Origin of the sequence: Halococcus salsus, assembly GCF_009900715.1 — an archaeon.
GTDB classification, from domain to species: domain Archaea; phylum Halobacteriota; class Halobacteria; order Halobacteriales; family Halococcaceae; genus Halococcus; species Halococcus salsus.
In genome coordinates, this window is sequence record NZ_JAAAJC010000001.1 from 1,290,796 (window position 1) to 1,310,744 (window position 19,949).

A 19,949-nucleotide genomic window follows, 5' to 3' on the forward strand; every position below is an offset into this window, starting at 1 on the left:
CCGACTCGTAATAAATGCCATGAGCCGGTCCGTGAGAGGCCAGTACACCATGAGCAGAGCCTTACTAATCGGGGTTGGTGTTGGCGTCAGCGTGCTGTTCCTCTATTCGCTTGGCGGAGTAGTCGTTGCACGCTGGGATGTGGCAAATGTACTCATACCCCCAACACTTGATGCCGTCAGTACATATCTACTTCTGTCGGCGTATGCGATCGCCGTATTCGCCATCCCGATTACCTCCTATCTTCGGTTCGACGTTGTCAGCCCCGTTGTCGCTCTTGCAGTCGTTCTCATTGGTTGGTCAGGCTTCGGTCTGGCAGTAAATATTCTGCTCACAACAGGTGTATTCAGTTTGGGATACTACGCCATCGGTCTAACGCCACTCTATCTTGCTGTCTATGTGATCTTAGGCGGACTAGAATACTACGTGCAATCATGATTGCCCTTATTTACTGAGAGGAGGGTCATACCCGATTATCTTCATCTCTCTTTCCCCGGTCGTGCACCTCCTGAACACTCTCCCCTCGGTCCGTCCCTTCGAAGGTTCCAAACCCCGCAAAGAGGTCTCGGTTCTCGGTCAGTAGTCGCTCAAGTACGTCGTTGAACGATTCTTCCTCACGACGTCGGTTCTCTAATTCGGTTTTCACGACCGAACTGACCCTGGTCTGTTCGTCAGCAGTGCTCATATTGCGTTGCCATTCGTGTCGACGCGACTTGTGCCATCGGCTGAGATGAACGCTCCCATCCGGACCGACTTCGTGCGGACTACAACAGGTCAGTGATACTCTCCGTGTGAGCGCCCAGAGCCGCTGGCTACGACGAACGACGAGGGCTGATTCCGGTGTTTCGATTTCGCCTCGCGAATGCCGCCATCGTCCCGGAGCATATCAGGACAACCAGGGCGGATCCGAACGGTAACCATCCCAGTCGGTGCGAACACACGAACGTACTGCTGTGTGACGAGCGCACCGCAGTTATCACAGTTCGGCGTACTCAGCGCTGGCTTGTTCGACTTGCCTGACGGTATCGGGTTCGAGGAGGATAGCGACTCTCGTTCGGGTATCACGTCGTGTGTCACGGCGTGCTGAGTGGGGTGTACGGGTGGAAGATCTGGATCGGACCGATCAGAACCTATCGACGGTGAACGGTTCGAGCGCGTCGGGCTCGTTACCGCACACCGCCTCCGCGACGAGTTTGCCCGAGTACGGCCCGAGCTGGAGGCCCGAAGGGCCGTGGCCCGTCGCGACGAACGCGCCTTCGATCCCCGGTACCGGGCCGAGCGCCGGGAGGCCATCGGCCGAAACCGGGCGGAGACCGACCCGCACCTCCCGAAAGGACGCCTCGGCGAGTCCCGGCGCGACCCGCGTCGCCTCGTCGAGTACCTCCCGAAGCCCCGCGACGGTGGTGTGGGGCGCGAACCCGGTGCCGGTCTCGCGGGTCGCGCCGACCGCGACCCGGCCGTCGTCCCACGAGACGAGGTAGTGGCCGCGAAACGGGCTGACGATCGGCCAGTCGGTCGTGTTCGCGTCGACAGTGAGGTGGACGATCTGACCGCGCTGGGGTTCGATCGGGATCGAGATTCCGAGTTGGTCGCCGAACGCCGCCGACCACGCGCCGCCGGCGACGACGACCCGCCCCGTCTCGATCCGGTCGCCGTCCACGACGACCGCCTCGATCGAATCGTTCTCGACTACGAGCCGCTCCGCGCTCGCATCCCTCGTTTCGAGCCCGTGCGTCTCGCCCGCCCGCCGGAGCGCGCCCTCGAACGTCCGTCCGTCGACCCGCGCGGCGTCGTCGTACCGAAACGCCCGCCGGACGTCGGCCAGCGGGGGAAACGCCGCGCGGGCTTCCTCGGTCGAGAGCTCGGCGATCGAACCCTCCGCTGGGGGACCCGCCGCCGCCTCGCGCCGACGGACCTCGGTGAGGGTCTCGTCGAATTCATCGATCTCCTCGTCGTCGACCGCGACCCGGAGGAGGTCGCGTTTCGCGTAGCCGTGCGGGCCGTTCTGGTCGGTTTCGAGCGCCGCCACGAGGTCGTCGTAGTAGGCTACCGCCTCGGCGGCGAACCCGAACCACGGTTCGCCGCGCGAACTCGTCGCCGCCGAGAGGATGCCTGCGCCGGCGTCGGTCGCCCGACCCTCGTCCCGACGGTCGACGAGCAACGTTTCGACCCCGTTCCGGACGAGGTGGTACGCCGTCGTGGAGCCGACGATGCCGCCGCCGACCACCATCGCTTCGTAGCGCTCGTGCATATCCCCGGAGCGCGTGGTCGCCGACTCAACGTGTCGATCCCGGCGGCTGCTGCCGGTTTTCGGCCGGCCGACCGGTCCCGATTTCGGGCCCCGAGGTTCGCAGGCGATACATCTATACGCGGCGAGGGACTCCATACCATGATGGTTGATGATGGTGTCCGCGGGCGGGACCCCGCCGTTCGCGTCGCCGGGGCGGGGAACGACTCGCGGAGCGACGAACTCCTCGCCGCCGGGCGCGACCCCGAGACGACCGTCGCAGTAGCGGCGGTCGGGTCGACCGGGATCGCCGGTCTCGAACCGCTCGTGTTGGCGACGCTCGATGGCGAGACTGCCTTCTTCTCCGGAATGGATACCGACGGCGTTCGAGCGCTCGTCGAGTCGCTCGACGAGGGAACGCTGCCGACCGACGACGCGATGGCGGTCGTCGAACACGACCCCGAAACGGCGTCACTCCCGCTCCCCGACGACGGACCGCTCGCGGTCGGACGACGGGCCGCGCTCTCCGGGGTCGGATGGACGAACCCGACGAGCACCGACGACTACCGCGCCGGAGAGTTCCTCGCGTCCGAGACGACCGACGACGCGATGGAGCGGCTCCGCGAGACGGGGCTTCGCGGGCGTGGCCGCGGCGATGTCGCCACTGATACGCCGGTGGTCGAGGAGTGGGCGACCGTCGCCGAAACCGACGGCGACGCGGTGGTGGTCGTGAACGCCAACGAGGCCGACCCCGATGCCGAGGCCGATCGTCTGTTACTCGAAAGCGCGCCCTTCTCGGTGCTCGACCCGGCGTTCGCCGCCGCCCGCGCGGTGGACGCCACCGACCTCGTGGTCTACGTCAACGAACGCGAGCACCTGGCCCGCGAGCGGGCGAAGACGGCGGCGGAAGCCCTCGACGGGACCGTCGACGGGCTCTCGACCCGGATCGTCGCCGGCCCGGACGAGTACAAGGCCGGCGAACCCACGGTGGTCCTCGAAGCCATCGAGGGCAACCACCGGCTCGAAGCCCGGCGCACCCCGCCCGGCCCCAGCGAGTACGGTGTCGACGGCCGCCCCACGCTGGTCCACACGCCGCGGACGTTCGCCCAGGTCGGGCGCGCCCTCGCCGGCGAGGACCTCGGCGGCGTGGCTTCCGACCCCGGAACCCGACTGGTCACCGTCACGGGCGACGTCGCGTCCCCGGCGACGGTCGAGCTCTCGACGGACGACGGCCTCGATTCGGCGCTGTCGGCGGTCGAGGCGGGTGGCCGAAGTATGGCCTGCGTCGGCGGCGTCTTCGGCGGGTTGACGCGCACGCTCGACGTGCCCGCGAACGCGTCCGGGCTGACCGGCGCACAGCTCGGCACCAACGGCGTTGTCGAACTCCTCGACGAGTCGACCTGTCCGGTGGCGTTCGCGGGCGAGCGCGCGACGTTCGCGAAGGAGGAGAACTGCGGGCGGTGCGTCCCCGGTCGCGAGGGCTCGAAACAGCTGGTGAACCTCCTCCGGGACGTCTACGACGGCGAGTACAAGGAGGGGATGCTCCGCGAGCTCGCGCGGGTGATGCGCGAGACCAGCACCTGTGAGCTCGGGCGCGACGCACCCCGCCCCGTGACGACCGCGATGGACGGCTTCGGTGCGGAGTTCGCCGCCCACGCCCAGGGCCGCTGTCCGACCGGGGCCTGTGACCGATGACGACCGACGACCCGTTCGACACGACCGACGACGAGGACCTATCATGAGTACGGACCCGATCTGGGAGAACTCCCACACGACCGGCCCCGACGTACCGTTCACCGAGGACATCGCCCCGGGAACCGCCAACGACCCCGCGGCGGGCGCGACCGAGGCGGCGACGGTGACCGTCGACGGCGAACCAGTCGACGTCGAGGAGGGAGAGACTCTGCTCGACGCCTGCGAACGCGTCGAGACCGAGGGCGAGGTGCTCGCGCTCTGTTCGTACGACCTCGAAGAGGAGATCGGCCCGCGGAGCGAGTGCCGGACCTGTATGGTCGAGACCGAGGAGCACGGCGTCGTGCCCTCGTGTAGCTTCCCGCCGGAGGAGGGGATGAGCGTCACCACCGACACCGCCGCGGCGAGCGAGGCGCGCGACGTCAACCTCGACCTCCTGCTCTCGAACCACAACCTGCTCTGTACGACCTGCGGCCAGAACGGCCGGTGCGACCTCCAGGACGTCTCGATCCAGAACGAGGTCGAGGAGCCCAGATACGGCGTGATGCACGACCGGAGCCAACTCGAACCGCTCGACGATTCGTCCCCCTTCATCCAGATCGACCGCAACAAGTGTATCCTCTGTAACCGCTGTGTCGAGGCCTGTAACGACGTCCAGGTCGAGGGCGTCCTCCGGATGGAGGGCTCGGGCGAGGACACCAGGATAGGATTCCAGAACGGTGCGGAGACGATGATGGAGTCGACCTGTGTCTCCTGCGGGCACTGCGCGACGGTCTGCCCGACGGGCGCGCTGGTCGAACAGGGGCTCGTGGACTCCACGACGCTCCCGGTCCCCGGCTTCACGCACAAGAACTCCGCCGAGGAGATAGTCGGCGAGGAGTACGAGCACCAGCCGGGCCAGATGACCCCGATGAAGCGCCAAGAGGAGACCGAGAACGAGCCGGCGGCTACCTTCGAATCCGTGGGGGACGACTGAGATGAGCCAGGACACACCCGACACCGAGAACGAGGGCGTCGCGGGCTTCATGGCCCGCGCGAAGGCACAGGCGGGCGAACAGGCCAAGGAGACCGCGAACGACAAGGTCGTGCGACCGTTCGAGCACGCGGTCTCGGGCTTCATGGGGAACGCGGTCTCCGAGGGGCGGCTGTTCTCGATCGCAGACGCGGTCGCCGACTACCAGGAGAACGACATCGACGTCACCGACACGACCTGTGAGTACTGCGCGGTCGGCTGCCGGTTCGACGTCCTCACGAAGGACGGCGAGTTCCTCGGGACCAGACCCCGCCCGGAGAAAGCGCCGATCAACGGGATCTCGACCTGTGTCAAGGGGAAATTCGCCCACGGCTACACCCACAGCGACGACCGGCTGACCCAGCCGCTCGTGAAGGAAGACGGCGAGTTCCGGGAGGCCTCGTGGGACGAAGCGCTGACGCGGGTTGCCGAGGGACTCGGCGGCATCAAGGAGGAGTACGGCCCCGACGCGCTGGGGTTCGTGGCCTCCTCGAAGGCCACCAACGAGGACAACTACGCGATGCAGCGGTTCGCACGCGAGGTCATCGGCACCAACAACATCGACAACTGCAACCGGCTCTGTCACTCCTCGACCGTCTCCGGCCTCTCCTCGACGTTCGGCTTCGGCGCGGCCTCCGTCGGGATGGAGGCGCTCGAAGAGACCGACTGCTACCTTCTCACTGGGTCGAACACCACCGAGGCCCACCCGGTGCTCGCGACGCGGATCAAGCAAAACGTCATGCACAACGACGCGGACCTCTTGGTGTTCGACCCGCGGAAGACCCAGATCGCGGAGTACGCCGACCAGTATTCCCAGATCAAGGCGGGCTACGACAACACCTGGCTCAACGGGCTCGTCAGGTACATCCTGAAGAACGACCTCGAAGACCGAGAGTTCATCGAGGAGCGGACCTCGGGGATCGAACAGGTCGAGGAGAGCGTCGAGAAGTTCACGCCGGAGTTCGTCGAGGAGCACGCCGGCGTCCCGCCCGAGGAGATCGCGAGCGCGGCCGAGACCATCACGGAGGCCGACTCCTGTGTGTTCGGCTGGACGCTCGGGATGACCGAGCACGCCAAGGGCACCGAGAACATCTACGCCATCGCGAACCTCGCGCTGGTGACGGGCCACATCGGGAACCCGAAATCCGGTGTCTCGCCGTTCCGCGGTCAGAACAACGTTCAAGGTGGTGGCGGTGACATGGGGCCGCTCCCCAACAACTTCCCGGGCTACCAGCCGGTGACGAACGAGGAGAACCGGGAGAAGTTCGCCGAGGCCTACGGGATGAGTGTGGATGAAATGCCCGACAAGGAGGGCTACCGCCTCACGGATATGTTCCTCGCGGCCGCCGACGGCGACATCCGGGGGATGTTCATCCAGGGCGAGAACTCGCTGGTCTCGGAGCCGAACATCGCCCACGCCCGCGAGGTCCTCACCGAGGACATCGACTTCCTCGCGGTCCAGGACATCTTCCTGACCGAGACCGCCGAGCTCGCCGACGTGGTCCTGCCGGCGACCGCCTCGCTCGAGTCCAACGGCACGTACACCGCCTCGACACGTCACGTCCAGTTGGTGAAACGGGCGGTCGACCCCATCGGCAACGCCAAACCCGACTGGCGGATCACGAAGGCGCTCGCGGCGAAGTTCGGCTACGAGTGGGAGTACGAGCACCCGAGCGACATCATGGACGAGATCAGTGAGGTGGTTCCGATCTACGGGGGGATCAGCCACGAGCGGCTCGAAGCCCTCGAAGACGGCGACGGACTCCAGTGGCCGGTCTGGGACATGGACCATCCCGGCACCCCCTACACCTACGAGGAGGAGTTCCAGACCAACGACGGCCTGGCGCACATGCATCCCGCCGATACCGTCGATCCGTCGGAGACGCCCGACGACGACTACCCGCTGGTGATGACCTCGGGACGGGTCCTCTATCAGTACCACACCGGGACGATGACGTTCCGCGACGAGGGGATCATGTCCTACTCCGACAAGAGCTTCGTCGAGGTTCACCCCGAGACCGCCGAGGAGTACGGGATCGCGGACGAGGAGGTCGTCGAACTCACCTCCCGGCACGGCAAGACGGAGATGCTGGTGCAGATCACGACCCGTCCGAACCCCGGCGAGGTGTTCGTCCCGATGCACTACCTCGAAGGCGGCGCGAACAACCTCACGAAGGAGGACCCGCTCGACGGTGCGGCACGCACACCCGAGTACAAGATCACCGACGTCCAGATCACGGTGACCGGGAAGGAGGTCGACGACCTCCAGGGGAGCGTGCCGCGTGGCGAGGCGGGACGACCCGCGAGCTCGGACGACTGACGGCGCGGGCGGTGCCAACAGTTATTCTTCGCCGTCCCGAACGAAACGACCATGGGAACGGTCACCGAGGACGACATCGGCAAGCCAATCCTCACGGCGAAAGGGCGGAACATCGGCACGCTCGGCGGGGTCGACGGCCCCACGATGTACATCGACGTCGACGACGACATCGACCCCGGACTTCTGAGCGACATGAAGATCGCCGAGATCACGGGTATCAAGGTCGAGGGCGAGACCCTCGCTGGCGCGCCGCTGGCGTCGGTCGCCGACGTCACCGACGAGGAGATCCGGTTCTGGCCGTCCTACGCCGCCGAGTCCGAACACGAGTCGGTCTCCTACGAGGACATCCCCGAGGAAGAGAGCCACACCGAGGACTTCTGAACGCACGGACCCGCCGGCGCGGTCAACACCTAAGTGCTCGCGCACGAAACGTGACCCAATGAGTTGGACCGTGAAAGCGAAGCGGCTGGTCGGCCTCGACCCGACGCCGACCGGCATCGGCAGCCACCAGCGAACCGTCCACGAGTGTACGGTCTGTGGGACCGAGTTCGACGTCGAGGGAACGACCTGTCCGAACTGCGAGAGTCACCTCCTGCGCGAGAAAACGACGACCCCCCGAGCGGGATTCAACCTCGCGTTCGCGGTCGTCACGGCCGGCCTCGCGGTGGCGTACAACGTCCTGACGGGCAACTACCCGAAGGAAGGGCCGGGAGCCTAGCCAGCCCGTCGGGGTTCGGGAACGACAACGGAACGACCCCGCGGAGGGGTTTTGTCGTCTCACGACTTACCGGAGGCCATGTCGCTTTTGCTCGGCACGCGGGACGGCGTCTTCCGGTCGGGCGAGTCGCTCGACGACGCGGAGCGCGTGGTCGATGCGGGGAACACGCTTCGGGTGCGGACGTTCGAGGCGAGCGCGTACGCCGCGACCACGAGCGGGCTCTACCGCTCGACCGACGGTGGGGCGGAGTGGGAGCGGCTCGACGTCCCGCGCGAGGAGGTCTACTCGGCCGTCACGAGCCCCGACGGCGAGCGCCTCTACGCGGGGACGCATCCCGCCCACCTCTACGTCTCGATGGATAGTGGCGAAACCTGGAACGAGTACGAGGGCTTCCAGGAGCTTCCGTCGCGCGACGAGTGGCACACCCCGCGCCACCGAAACGAGGCCCACGTCCGGAGTCTCGGAACCCATCCCGACGCGCCCGAGAGAGTGATCGCGGGTGTCGAGGTCGGCGGGGTCCACGTCAGCGACGACCGCGGCGAGACGTGGACCGAACGGCGCGAGGGGGTCCACGACGACGTCCACCACGTCCTCGTGCTCGGCGACGAGGAGTACGTCGCCTCGACCGGCGGTGGGCTCTACCGGACCCGCGACACCGGGCGGTCGTGGACCAGAATCGACGAAGCCGTCGACCACAGCTACTTCCGGGAAGCGTTCGCGTTCGAGGGGACCCTCTACGTCGCCGCGGCGCGCGACCCGCCACCGACGTGGGGCGGGGAGAGCGGGGCCGACGCAGCGCTGTTCGAATCGCGGGACGGCGGCGACACGCTCGATTCGGTGTCGTATCCCGGCGATCCCGAGGAGTTCGTGCTCGCGTGGACGGCGTGGGACGGTCGGGTGGTCGCCGGAACCACCGAAGGCCGGGTGCTGGCTCGCGAGCCCGACGGCTGGACGACGGTCGGACACGTCCCGTCCGGGGTCCGCTCGCTCGCGGTCGTCTGAGGGACCACGGGAGTGAGAGCTTCGGGGCGGTCGGCGTTCGGGGGACGGGTCGAACACGCGTGGTCAGCGCGCAGGTTTAACCGTCCGCGGGCCGAAGCCAACCCATGCTCGTCGATGGGTTCGGACGGGAGGTCTCGGGGGTCCGGATCTCGCTGACCGACCGCTGCAACTTCGACTGCGTCTACTGCCACAACGAGGGGCTCGGCGACACCCGCGGCCCGATGGATCCCGCCGAGAGCGAGATGGGGACGGACGACGTAGTGCGGTTTCTGGAGGTCGCCCGCGAGTTCGGTGTCGAGAAGGCGAAGTTCACCGGGGGCGAGCCGATGCTCCGCGACGACCTAGAGGAGATCGTTCGGCGCACGCCCGAGGGGATGGAGACCTCGCTCACCACCAACGGGACCTTCCTCCCGGGCCGGGCCGAGGCGCTCCGAGAGGCCGGACTGGACCGGGTCAACGTCTCCCAGGACGCCCTCGATAGAGACGACTTCGCCGCGATCACCGAATCGGGTGCCTACGACCAAGTCATCGAAGGGGTCGAGGCCGCGCTCGATGCGGGACTCGACCCGGTGAAGCTCAACATGGTGGTCTTCGAGGGCACCGTCGAGTACGTTCCCGAGATGGTCGACCACGTCGCGACGAACCCCGGACTTCGGCTCCAGCTCATCGAGTACATGCCCGAGATCGCGGGCCATCCCGAGTGGGCGATCGACATCCAACGGATCCACGACTGGCTCGCCGAGCGAGCGAGTCGGATCGAACACCGCGAGATGCACGACCGACGGCGCTACTGGATGACCGGTGAGGACGACGCCCACGGTGCCCCCGACGACACCTCGGGGGGGATGATCGAGATCGTCGACCCCGTCGGCAACGAGACGTTCTGTGCGAACTGCCACCGGGTACGGGTCACCCACGAGGGCTACCTCAAGGGCTGTCTGAACCGCAACGACGACCTCAAGTCGATGGGCGAGATGAACCGGGACGAGATCCGCGAGGCCTTCCGCGAGGTCGTCGACAGTCGAGTTCCCTACTACGGCGAGTACATGGTCCGGGACGGCAACGGCGGCTGGACGGTCAACGAGAAGTACCTCGAAGAACCGGTCAGCGCGTAGCGCCGTCGCCCGATTCGGCCCCGGATCCGTTCTCGAACATGCCCGTGACGCGCCGCAACTCCTCCCGCGTGTTGACGTTGGTGAACGTCCCCCCAGCACCGCGTTCGCGGGCGGTCGCTTCTCCGACGACGACGTGATCCAGTGTCGAGAACGCCGATACCAGCCGCCGGTCGCCGTTCGCGAGCGCCCACGTGGCGGCCTCGACCATCGCGGCCCGCCGGTAGACCGCGTGCGTGGGTTGCAGCCGTCCCTCCCACCGAGGGACCGCGGCGTCGTGGCCCCGTGCGCGCTCGAACAGGAACGAGACGAATCCGGGGTCGACCAGCGGCATGTCCGCGGCGACGACCGCGGCGTACGTCGCGTCGGTCGCGGTCAGTCCCGTCCGGATCCCGGCGAGCGGTCCCTCGTCAGGGGTCGGATCCACCGCGAACTCGACGGTCGTCCCCGAGAGCGCGCGCTCGATCCCGTCGACCTGCGCGGCCCGACAGTTCACCACGAGCTCGTCGACGACGCCGTCGAGCCGCGTCGCGACCCGTCGGACCATCGGCACGCCGGCGACGTCGGCCAGGACCTTGTCGGTCTCGCCGAAGCGCGTCGAGAAGCCGCCGGCGAGGATGACTCCGGCACGCATCGTGGGTGGGTAGGTGGCCGTGAGGATGAGGGTTCCGCCCTCCGGCTCAGTCGTTCAGCGGCCGGTCGGCGGCGGTCGTGGCGGGGCGGAGTTCGACGTGCGTCTGCCCCTCCCCGACCAGCGGGTCGGCGGCGCGGGCGTGGAGGTAGACACACCCCTCGCGGACGCTCTCGGTACGTCGAACGGTCGTCTCGATGGCACCGTTCGCGTTCTCGACGACCGCCCGGTCGCCGTCCGCGAGCCCGTTCTCGTCCGCGTCCGCGGGATGGATCGCGAGCGTATCGTCGTGGCCGTCGCCGTCGCGTCCCATCGTGGTGTTGGTGGTGTCGCCGCTCCGGCCGCCGGTGAGGAGGACGAGTCCGTCGTCGCTCGCCTCGTCCGCGGTCGCGGCGGTCGGGACGAACGGCGCGCGCTGCTCGCCGGTCAGGAAGCGCTCGCGGTGGAGCACTGCCGTCCCCTCGTCCGCGCCCTCGGCGAACGGCCAGCGCTGGCCCCCGGTCCCGACCCCTTCGTAGCTCATGCCGGCGTAGCGCGGGTTCACGGTGGTCATCTCCTCGAACACGCGTTCGGGGTCGTCGTCGAATGCGACGTCGGTGAGGCGCTTGCCGAGCGCGCAGAGGACGGCGAGGTCGTCTCGCGCCTCGCCCGGCGGGGATTCGAGGGTCCGCATACGCTGGACCTGTCGGTCGAGGTTGGTGACGGTGCCCGACTTCTCCGACCACGCGCTCGCCGGCAGCACCACGTCGGCGTGGGCGGTGGTCTCGGTGTGGGTCACGTCCTGAACCAACAGAAAATCGAGCGATTCGAGGCCGCGCGCGACGCGTTCGGTCCCGAGCTTCGTCACCGCCGGGTTCTCGCCGAGCACGAACGCCCCGCGGATCCCGTCGCCGAAGCCGCGCACGAGGTCCTGTTCGTTCAATCCGGGTTCGGTCGGGGGCTCGACGCCCCACGCTTCCGCGACCCGTTCCCGGACGTCGGGGTCGGTGACGGGCTGGCCGCCCGGCAGTCGGTGGGGGAGCGCGCCGACGTCGGAGGCACCCTGCTCGTTGTTGAGCCCGCGGAAGACGTTCATCCCGGTCCCGCGCTCGCCGAGGTTCCCCGTGAGCAGGAGGAGGTTCAACAGCGCCTCGGCGGTGTCGGGGCCGTCCTCGATACCGGTGCCGGTGACGACCGTCGCGCGGTCGGCGCGTCCGAACCCACGGGCGACGTCCCGAACCGTCCCGAGGTCGACGCCGGCCCGGTCGGCGGTCGCCGCCGGGTCCTCGTCCGCGACCGACGCCGCGAACGCCTCGAATCCAGTCGTACGGTCGGCGACGAACCCCTCGTCGACCAGCCCCTCGTCGAGGATCGTCCTCGCGAGCAGCGAGATCACCTGTGCGTCGGTTCCGGGGCGCGGCGCGAGGTGGTGGTCGGCGAGCCGTGTGGTGGCGTTCGCACGTGGGTCGACGTGGACGAGGGTCGCGCCGTCGTTGACCGCCGGCCGGACGAACGAGTCGAACGCCACCGGCTGCTGGTCGGCGGGGTTCGAACCCACGACCAGAAACACGTCGGCCTCCCTGATGTCCGCGAGCGAGTTGGTCATTCCGCCCGCGCCGAGGCGGGCCTCCATCGCCGAGACGCTCGCGTCGTGGCACAGCCGTGCCCGGTTGTCGACGTTGTTGGTTCCGAGGACGCGTGCGAGCTTCTGGAAGGTGTAGTTCTCCTCGTTGGTGCAGTGTGGTGCCCCGAGGAAGGCGAGCGCGTCGGGATCGTGGTCGTCGACGATCCGCTCGAAGGCCGTTTCGATCCGGTCGAGGGCGTCCGGCCACGTCGCAGGTTCGAGGTCGCCATCGCGCCGGACCAGGGGTTCGGTCAGCCGGTCGTCGGGGTCGAACACGTCGAACGCGCCGATGCCCTTCGGACAGAGTTCGCCCCGCCGGTTGACCGGCGCGCCGCTGACGCCGCGCGCGCGTCCGGCGTTCGCGTCGTATCGGAGTGAACAGCCGACCGAACACCGTGGACAGACGCTCTGAACGCCGTCCGCTGGTTCCTGACTCATGATGAAACGAACCCGACCGTGGGGTCGACTCGGTACCGCCTTCGGTCGAGAAACACAAAAACCTGTTCGCGCCGGGCGGGCCGTGACGAGCGCGGTCTACCCGAACTTCCCGGTGATGTAGTCCTCGACGCGCTGACTCTCGGGGTTCTCGAAGATCGCGTCGGTGTCGCCGTACTCGACGAGCTCCCCACCGGTGAGGAAGACCGCCGTCTGGTCCGAGATCCGGGCCGCTTGCTGCATGTTGTGGGTGACGACGACGACGGTGTAGTCCTTCGCGAGGTCCTCGATCAGGTCCTCGATCTTCGCGGTTGCGATCGGGTCGAGCGCCGATGCCGGCTCGTCCATCAGGATCACTTCGGGGCCGACGGCGAGACACCGGGCGATGCAGAGGCGCTGTTGCTGGCCGCCCGAGAGCCCGAGTGCGTTGTCGTCGAGTCGGTCCTTCACCTCCCCCCAGATCGCCGCCTGCCGAAGCGAGCGCTCGACCAGTTCGTCCTCCTTCTCCCCCGAACCCCGGTCGAAGAGTTTGGCGAGCAGGCCAGTCTTGATGTCACCGTGTTTCCGGGGGCCGTAGGCCACGTTGTCCCGGATCGACTTCGGGAACGGGTTCGGCTGCTGGAACACCATCCCAACTCGTTTTCGGAGCTCGACGAGGTTCGTCCCGTCGGCGTAGATGTCCTCGCCGTCGAGTTCGACCCGCCCGTCGACTCTCGCACTGCCGATCCGGTCGTTCATCCTGTTGAGACACCGCAGGAACGTGGACTTCCCACAGCCCGACGGCCCGATCAGCGCCGTCACGCTCTCCTCGGGGATGTCGAGGCTGATGTCGGTGAGCGCGTGGTCGTCGCCGTAGTGGACGTTCACGTCCTCGGCCCGGAGCTTCGTCGGGCCGTCGAAGTCGTACTCGGTCCAGGCGGGGTCGAGTCGTTCGTCCGTTTCGCCGGTCGTCCGTTCGGTGGTTGGTGGTGTCGTGGTCATGAGTCGAGTTTCCGCTGGAAGTAGGACCGCGAGGCGATGCCGACGGCGTAGAAGGCGAAGACCACCAGCAGGAGCACCAACGCGGTGGCCCACTGGAAGCCGCCGGAGACGTTCTCGGCCCCCGCGGTTATCGTCGCGAACAGCTGATACGGGAGGGCGGTCGAGGGCTGGAGCAGTGCGTCGGGGCTGACCACGCCGAGGCTCACGAACGGGAACGAGGAGGTGAACCCGAAGGAGACGTCGACGACGTCGGGACCGACCGCGGGGAACGGTTCGCCGGTCAGCACGAGGAGGATCGGTGCGGTCTCACCCGCGATCCGCCCCACCCCGAGGATCGTCCCGGTGATGACGCCCGGCATCGCGGCCGGCAACACCACCGTTTTGATCGTCTCCCACCGGCTCACCCCGAGCGCGACGCTGGCGTCGCGGTACTCGTCGGGCACGTTGAGCAACGCCTCCCGGCTCGTGATGATCACCAACGGGAGGAGCATGAAGCCCAACACGATCATCCCTGAGAGGAGGCTGCTCTGGTTCGCGATCCGTGGGACGAGGAAGGCGAGCCCGAACAGGCCGTAGACGATGCTCGGGGTGCTCCAGAGACCGTTGGTGGCGACCTCGACGAGCGCGGTGAGCCGACCCTGCTCGGCGTACTCGGTGAGGAAGATGGCGGTCCCGACGCCGAGGGGGACCGCCAGCAGGACCGCGCCGATCACCAGCCAGGCGGTGCCGACGATGGCGGGCGCGACGCCGTTCACGGGGTTGGTCATCGAGAAACCGACCATCGTGAACGGCCAGTGGAACCAGACCACCGGCCCCTCGACGACCACGTACTGCCCCCAGAACGGCACCTGGAACCAGGTGAGCGGCTCCCAGAACAGCCCGTACTGGATCCCGCGGAGCATCGGACCGACCCCGCGAACCGCGATGAACGAGACCAGCCCGACGAGCAGCGCGATCATCCCAGCGGCGTTCGCGCCGACGAGCAACGACGCGCCGCGGGCCTTCCCCTGCGGGCCGAACCCCGCGCTGGCCTGGGCGGCGGTCCAGGCGAGCACGAGACCCGCGAGGGAACACACCAGCGGGACCGTCGTCGCCGACCGGAAGACCCCCGACAACCCCGCAGGTTGCCAGGTCCACCCCGGACCGAGGACGCCCGCGAGGACCAGCCCGGCGACGACCAGGCCGAACCCGCCGCCGGTCGCCGCGAGCGCGACGTCCTCGCGCGGGCCCAGCGCCACCCCGACTCCGACGGCCGCACCGACGAGCGCGCCGACCGGCCAGAGGGTCGACAGACCGAGCATCTGGGCCGCGACGAGTCCCCCGGCGGCCAGACCGACGAGCCCGAAGACCACGCCGAGCAGGAGACCGGCGGTGCGGTCGGGCGTGGTCTCGAACGCGCCCGCCCGGGATCCGAGCCCGACCGCGACCATCCCGAGCGACCCGAGCCCGAGGGCGGTCGCGAGCCAATCGACCAGCGCGACGCCGGCGACGGCCCCCGGGAGCACGTTCGCGAACCCGAGGAGCCCCGCGAGCACGACGGCGACGGCGAGAACCGCGATCCCGCTCCCGACGTACCGGAGGGTTTCGGCCGCGGTCCCGACGAGCGTGTTCGACCGCTCTGTCAACGAGTCCGTGCTCATCGGTTCCCCCCGAACGTCCGTTCCATCCGGCGTTCGACGTATTGCGAACCGAGACTGAGACCCAGCACGGTGACGAAGAGGATCACGCCGGCGGCGAACAGCGCGCTCATCTGGGTCCCGCTCGCGATACCGTACTGGCTCGCGATCAGGCTCGTCAGGGTGATGGTGTTGCCGAAGACGTCGTAGAGCGGGTCGGGAAGGGTCGTGACGTTCGCGAGGATCACCGTCGCCGCCATCGTCTCACCGACCGCCCGCCCGACGCCCAACAGGACGGCGGCCGAGACACCCGAGAAGGCCGCCGGGAGCGTGACGTCGGTCGTGGTCTGCCAGTCGGTCGCGCCGAGCGCGAGCGAGCCGTCCTTCATCGCGCCCGGGACGCTGTCGATCGCGTCCTCGGCGACCGAAACAACGGTGGGAAGCGCCATCGCGCCGATCACCGCCCCGACCACGAGCAGGCTCCCGAGCGTCGGCAGCCCGAAGTTCGTCGACATGAACGGGCTGAGAAGCGTGAGCCCGATGAAGCCGTAGACGATCGAGGGCACGCCCGCGAGCCCTTCGACGGCGGGTTTGAGCAGGCCGCGTGCCCAGTCGGGGGCCATCTCCGCGATGAACACCGCGCCGGCGACCCCGAGGGGTGCGGCGACCAGGGTGGCGATCAGGGTCGTGACGACCGTGCCCCAGATCATCGGGACCAGCGAGAACAACCCCGAGTCCGGGTTCCAGAACGGTGCGCGCTTGAGGACGATCCCGGGACCCATCGTCCGGAACGCGGGGAGCGACTGGACGACGAGGTAGACCGTGATGAGCCCCAGAACGAGGACTGTGACGACCGTCGCCGCGAGCGCGAGCGCACGGACGGTCGTCGCCTGGTCGGCGAAGAGGCCATATCCCACGACCAGCACCGCCGCGACGAGGGGATAGCCGACCAGTCCGGGCGCGAGGAGGAAGGTCCCGGCCGCGACGAGCAGGACCGCGCCGACGAGCGCGCCGACGCGGCTGGGCGGGTCGAACCGGGCCAATCGACCACCGAAGCCGGCTCGCCCGCTCATCGCGTCGGGGCCGGGAGTTTCCGGGTCTGGTTTCGACGGCGGTCGGTCGGGAGCACCGAGTAGCCCGCCGCCGCCACGAACGTCTCCTGGCCGTACTCGCTCAACAGCATCCGGAGGAGCGCCGCCTCCTTCTTCGAGGTGCCGTCGTAGGTGTAACAGTGGAGGTCGCGCGCGAGCGGGTAGCCCGCCTCCGCGAGGTTCTCGCCGGGCGTGTAGGTCGTTCCGCCCGCTTTGAGCGCGATCGACGGGACCGAGTCGTCGACGAACGCCAGCGCCATGTAGGCGATCGCGTTGTCCGAGCCGTTGACGATCTGTTTGACCTGCTGGTTCTCGCCCTTCCGGATGTCGACACCGGGGATGGGCGCGTTCGAGTTCCCGAAGAGGTTGCTCCGGAACGCGGTGTCGGTGCCCGAGCCCTCGGCGCGGCCGACCGCCTGGATCTCCTTTGGCGGTCCCGAGTAGCCGGGGACGTCGCGCCAGTTCTCTATCTCACCCTGGTAGATCGCCTTCAGGGTCTTCGCCGATATCTCCGTGACCCCGGCGTCGTAGATGGCCTGACTCACCACGATCGGCTGGGCGTCGACACCCACGACGTGGTCGGTGTACTTCTCGAGTTCCGACTGGCTGAGGTCGGGGAACTCGGCCTTCACCGGGGCGCTCGCGTTGCCCATATCGAGTCGGCCGCTCCGGAGCTTTTCGAGCCCGGTTCCGGAGTGACTCAGGCTCACGCGTATCGAGAAGGGCGGTGCGCCGCCGTCGGCGGGACCGAAACCGTACAGCCCCGCCCAGTAGTCCGCGAGATGCTGTTGGGTCTCGATTCCGTAGACGTCGGGGTGCCAGTAGGGTTCGTTGGTACTCCAGTAGCCGGCGGCGGTGCTCACGATCGGATAGACCGTCGAGGAGCCGCCGGAACGGAGCACCGGTCCGGATGCTCCCTCGTCGGACCCCTCACTGGAGACGTTCGGTGGCGTCGCGCTCGTGCTGATACAACCGGCGAGCGCCGCACCGACCCCCACCCCGCTCGCGAGGACGGCACGTCGACTCACGGGCCTTCGCGTCATCGGCTATTGATATCTCCGGAGCCGGTAAATACGCTACTATGAAATCTATATAGTCAACCGTTCACCAACCGACGGTCGCGACGGGAACGGCAGAAAAGCGAGCGGATCCGGGAGGATCGGGTCGAAAAACGGGTCTCAGGCGTCCTCGTCGTCGAAGTCGAGCGCGGCGGAGTTGATGCAGTAGCGTTTGCCCGTGGGGTCGGGGCCGTCGTCGAAGACGTGGCCGAGGTGACCCCCGCAGGTCGCACAGACGACCTCGGTTCGGACCATGCCGTGTGAGGTGTCCTTTCTGAGTTCGACCGAGTCCCCGACGGCGTCTGTGAAGCTCGGCCATCCGGTCTTGGAGTCGAACTTGGTCTCCGAGTCGAACAGCTCGGTGCCACAGCCCGCACAGACGAACGTGCCGTCGTCGTGCTGGTCGAGGAGGTCGCCCGAGAACTTGGGTTCGGTCCCCTGCTCGCGCAGGATGGCGTACTCCTCCTCGGTCAGCACCTCGCGCCACTCCTCGTCGGTCTCCGGCAGGTCGGACCCGGTCGTCGTCTCTTGGTTCGACATGGTTCGAAGAAGGCGACGAGCGCTTTTGTGTGTTGTGGCACGCGACCGGCGGGACCGAACGGCGAGCGGGCTCAGACCGGGAACTCCGCGTCGGGGTCGACGACCCGGTCGGGTTCGGGGGGCATCCGCCAGTCGGTGGCGAGTTCGAGGAACTGGACGAGCATCTGGGCGGTCGCGCCCCAGACGACGTAGCCGTCCACCCGGAAGAAGTGGAGCCGGGTCTCGCCGTAGTGGGGGTGGTCGCGCCGCTCGGAGTCGTAGTTCGCGAGGTCGGTGAGGTCGCCGATCGCGAGCACCGCGATCTCGGCGACCTCGCGTTCGTCGGGGACGTACTCGCGGTCGGGAACCCGCGCGACGAACGGCCGGATGGCGTACCCGGTGACGGTGCGGATGTCGTCAAGCCGACCCACCATCTCCGCGGTCGTCGGGTCGAGCCCGATCTCCTCGTCGGCCTCGCGAAGCGCGGTCGCGGCGAGGTCGTCGTCGGCCGGTTCGCGGCCGCCGCCGGGGAAGCTCATCTGGCCCGGATGCTCGCCGAGGTGGTCGGCGCGCTTCGTGAACAGCAGCGCCGGGCCGGTCTCGCGGGCGATGACCGGGACCAGCACCGCGGCGTCGCGTTCCCCGTCGGTGACCGCCACGGCGGACCGGTCGACAACCCGCGAGAGGTCCATACACCGCCGAGGCGTTCGTGGGGTATAATTCGTGTGTTCGACCCACGAGGAGCCGGTCCATCGGATCGGTATCGGATGGTCGGACGGGGACGACTCAACCGGGTCGTCTCGGAGTCGGGTTTCACGCGACTTATGGAGCTCTCGGCCTTCGAACCGAGCGAATGGCTCGTGACACTGCGGCCGGTCGCCGATGGAGAGGGTGCCCGTAAGTGGCGGTCGAGTCCACGGACCTCATCGACCGGCGCTCGGTCGCGAAGATGGTCGTCGGCTTCGCCGTCGCCGCGGTGTTCGTCTACTTCCTCGGACGCGTCGTCGGCTGGAGCGAGATCCTCGCCGCGCTCGGGCGCGCGGACCCGCGGTGGGTCGTCGTCGGCTGCCTCGCCACGTGTGGCTACCTCCTCGCGTGGACGAAGACGTGGCAGGTGGTGCTCGACGCCGGCGGGATACGGGTCGGCTACCGCCGGCTGGTGCCGACGTACCTCGCGGCGACGTTCGCCAACTACACCACCCCGTTCGGCCAGGCCGGCGGCGAACCCTTCATCGCGTACGTCCTCGCCGCCGACACCGACGCGAGCTACGAGGAGAGCCTCGCGAGCGTCTCGACTGCGGACCTCATGAACCTCCTCCCGTTCTTCACCTTCGCGGGGTTCGGGCTCGCCGCGCTCGCGGTCACCGGCACCGTCCCGCCCGGCGCGCGGTCGATCCTCGCCGGGCTGGCGGCGATCGCCATCGGGGTTCCGGGACTGGTCTACGCCGCCTGGCGACGGCGCGACCTCGTGACACGTCTCCTCATGGGGGTCGTCGGTCCGGTCGCGGCCCGTATCGACCGCATCGAGACGGCGGCGGTCAGGGCGCGGATCGACGGCTTCTACGACCACGTGGCGCGGATCGCCGACGAGCCACGCGACCTGGTCGTCGGCCTCGTGTTCTCGTACCTCGGCTGGGCCTGTTTCGCCGCCCCGCTCTACTTCGCTGGGCTCGCGCTCGGCTTCACGATCAGTCCATTGCTGGTGGTCTTCCTCGTGCCCGCGAGTTCGCTCGCCGGGGCCGTGCCGACGCCGGGCGGGCTGGGCGCGGTCTCGACGGCGCTCGTCGCGCTCCTCGTCGCGCTGACGCCGATGGGAGCGGGTTCGGCGGCGGCGGTGGCGCTGCTCTATCGTGCGATGAGCTACGTCTTCGCGCTCCTCGTGGCCGGCCCGACCGCGCTCTACGTCACCGCTCGCGTCTGAGAACGGGGCCGGC

Annotated in this window: 20 protein-coding genes; 9 read left to right on the plus strand and 11 right to left on the minus strand. The window is 68.3% G+C overall.

Annotated features, from left to right (window positions below):
* Positions 1–19: 19 nt before the first annotated feature.
* Entirely contained in the window at positions 20–436 is a 417-nt protein-coding gene (locus tag GT355_RS06655; RefSeq protein ID WP_160133875.1) for a hypothetical protein, read from the plus strand.
* A gap of 25 nt (positions 437–461) precedes the next feature.
* Here the strand turns inward: GT355_RS06655 and GT355_RS06660 are convergent, their stop codons facing one another.
* The 3 genes from GT355_RS06660 to GT355_RS06665 form a co-directional block, all read right to left on the minus strand.
* Complete coding sequence (locus tag GT355_RS06660) at positions 462–683, minus strand: antitoxin VapB family protein (protein ID WP_160133876.1); 222 nt, start codon at positions 681–683, stop codon at positions 462–464.
* 89 nt (positions 684–772) lie between these two features.
* Complete coding sequence (locus GT355_RS18540) at positions 773–1,075, minus strand: DUF7563 family protein (protein ID WP_420825954.1); 303 nt, start codon at positions 1,073–1,075, stop codon at positions 773–775.
* Between the two features lie 46 nt (positions 1,076–1,121).
* Positions 1,122–2,249, minus strand: coding sequence for an NAD(P)/FAD-dependent oxidoreductase (locus GT355_RS06665; protein ID WP_160133877.1), 1,128 nt, complete (start codon positions 2,247–2,249; stop codon positions 1,122–1,124).
* A 138-nt stretch (positions 2,250–2,387) separates the two neighbouring features.
* On the opposite strand from GT355_RS06665, the gene GT355_RS06670 reads away from it, so the two are divergent.
* The 7 genes from GT355_RS06670 to moaA all read left to right on the plus strand — a co-directional run bounded on the left by GT355_RS06670 (position 2,388) and on the right by moaA (position 10,084).
* Positions 2,388–3,920, plus strand: a complete 1,533-nt coding sequence (locus GT355_RS06670; protein WP_160133878.1) for an NADH-ubiquinone oxidoreductase-F iron-sulfur binding region domain-containing protein — start codon at positions 2,388–2,390, stop codon at positions 3,918–3,920.
* Between the two features lie 43 nt (positions 3,921–3,963).
* Positions 3,964–4,893, plus strand: coding sequence for a 2Fe-2S iron-sulfur cluster-binding protein (locus GT355_RS06675; RefSeq protein ID WP_160133879.1), 930 nt, complete (start codon positions 3,964–3,966; stop codon positions 4,891–4,893).
* Between the two features lies 1 nt (position 4,894).
* Positions 4,895–7,249 (plus strand): formate dehydrogenase subunit alpha, encoded by a 2,355-nt coding sequence (fdhF, locus tag GT355_RS06680; RefSeq protein ID WP_160133880.1) that lies wholly within the window; start codon positions 4,895–4,897, stop codon positions 7,247–7,249.
* Between the two features lie 51 nt (positions 7,250–7,300).
* On the plus strand, positions 7,301–7,630 hold the full coding sequence (locus GT355_RS06685; RefSeq protein ID WP_160133881.1) for a hypothetical protein: 330 nt from the start codon (positions 7,301–7,303) through the stop codon (positions 7,628–7,630).
* Positions 7,631–7,688: 58 nt separating this feature from the next.
* The gene (locus GT355_RS06690) at positions 7,689–7,967 is read left to right on the plus strand and encodes a hypothetical protein (RefSeq protein WP_160133882.1); all 279 of its coding nucleotides are present in this window, start codon (positions 7,689–7,691) and stop codon (positions 7,965–7,967) included.
* Between the two features lie 78 nt (positions 7,968–8,045).
* Positions 8,046–8,969, plus strand: coding sequence for a WD40/YVTN/BNR-like repeat-containing protein (locus tag GT355_RS06695; protein ID WP_160133883.1), 924 nt, complete (start codon positions 8,046–8,048; stop codon positions 8,967–8,969).
* A 104-nt stretch (positions 8,970–9,073) separates the two neighbouring features.
* On the plus strand, positions 9,074–10,084 hold the full coding sequence (moaA, locus tag GT355_RS06700) for a GTP 3',8-cyclase MoaA (protein WP_160133884.1): 1,011 nt from the start codon (positions 9,074–9,076) through the stop codon (positions 10,082–10,084).
* Here moaA and GT355_RS06705 read toward each other — a convergent pair.
* From GT355_RS06705 to GT355_RS06740, 8 genes are all read right to left on the minus strand, one after another.
* Entirely contained in the window at positions 10,074–10,715 is a 642-nt protein-coding gene (locus GT355_RS06705) for a molybdenum cofactor guanylyltransferase (RefSeq protein ID WP_160133885.1), read from the minus strand. The two genes, moaA and GT355_RS06705, sit on opposite strands and share 11 nt — an antisense overlap.
* A 46-nt stretch (positions 10,716–10,761) precedes the next feature.
* Positions 10,762–12,753 carry a molybdopterin oxidoreductase family protein gene (locus GT355_RS06710; protein WP_160133886.1) on the minus strand — a complete coding sequence of 664 codons (1,992 nt, stop codon included), beginning with the start codon at positions 12,751–12,753 and terminating at the stop codon, positions 10,762–10,764.
* A 96-nt stretch (positions 12,754–12,849) separates the two neighbouring features.
* Positions 12,850–13,731 (minus strand): phosphate ABC transporter ATP-binding protein PstB, encoded by an 882-nt coding sequence (pstB, locus tag GT355_RS06715; protein ID WP_160133887.1) that lies wholly within the window; start codon positions 13,729–13,731, stop codon positions 12,850–12,852.
* Entirely contained in the window at positions 13,728–15,371 is a 1,644-nt protein-coding gene (gene pstA / locus GT355_RS06720) for a phosphate ABC transporter permease PstA (RefSeq protein ID WP_160133888.1), read from the minus strand. The genes pstB and pstA overlap by 4 nt, the downstream gene beginning before the upstream one ends.
* A complete protein-coding gene (gene pstC, locus GT355_RS06725) occupies positions 15,368–16,420 on the minus strand; it encodes a phosphate ABC transporter permease subunit PstC (protein WP_160133889.1) in 1,053 nt (350 codons plus the stop codon). Before pstC ends, pstA begins: the two co-directional genes overlap by 4 nt.
* Positions 16,417–17,481, minus strand: a complete 1,065-nt coding sequence (locus GT355_RS06730) for a PstS family phosphate ABC transporter substrate-binding protein (protein ID WP_192927973.1) — start codon at positions 17,479–17,481, stop codon at positions 16,417–16,419. Before GT355_RS06730 ends, pstC begins: the two co-directional genes overlap by 4 nt.
* A 135-nt stretch (positions 17,482–17,616) precedes the next feature.
* Complete coding sequence (msrB, locus tag GT355_RS06735; RefSeq protein ID WP_120072523.1) at positions 17,617–18,036, minus strand: peptide-methionine (R)-S-oxide reductase MsrB; 420 nt, start codon at positions 18,034–18,036, stop codon at positions 17,617–17,619.
* 71 nt (positions 18,037–18,107) lie between these two features.
* On the minus strand, positions 18,108–18,707 hold the full coding sequence (locus tag GT355_RS06740; RefSeq protein WP_160133890.1) for an NUDIX hydrolase: 600 nt from the start codon (positions 18,705–18,707) through the stop codon (positions 18,108–18,110).
* A 209-nt stretch (positions 18,708–18,916) separates the two neighbouring features.
* On the opposite strand from GT355_RS06740, the gene GT355_RS06745 reads away from it, so the two are divergent.
* Positions 18,917–19,936 (plus strand): lysylphosphatidylglycerol synthase transmembrane domain-containing protein, encoded by a 1,020-nt coding sequence (locus GT355_RS06745; protein WP_160133891.1) that lies wholly within the window; start codon positions 18,917–18,919, stop codon positions 19,934–19,936.
* Positions 19,937–19,949: the final 13 nt, after the last annotated feature.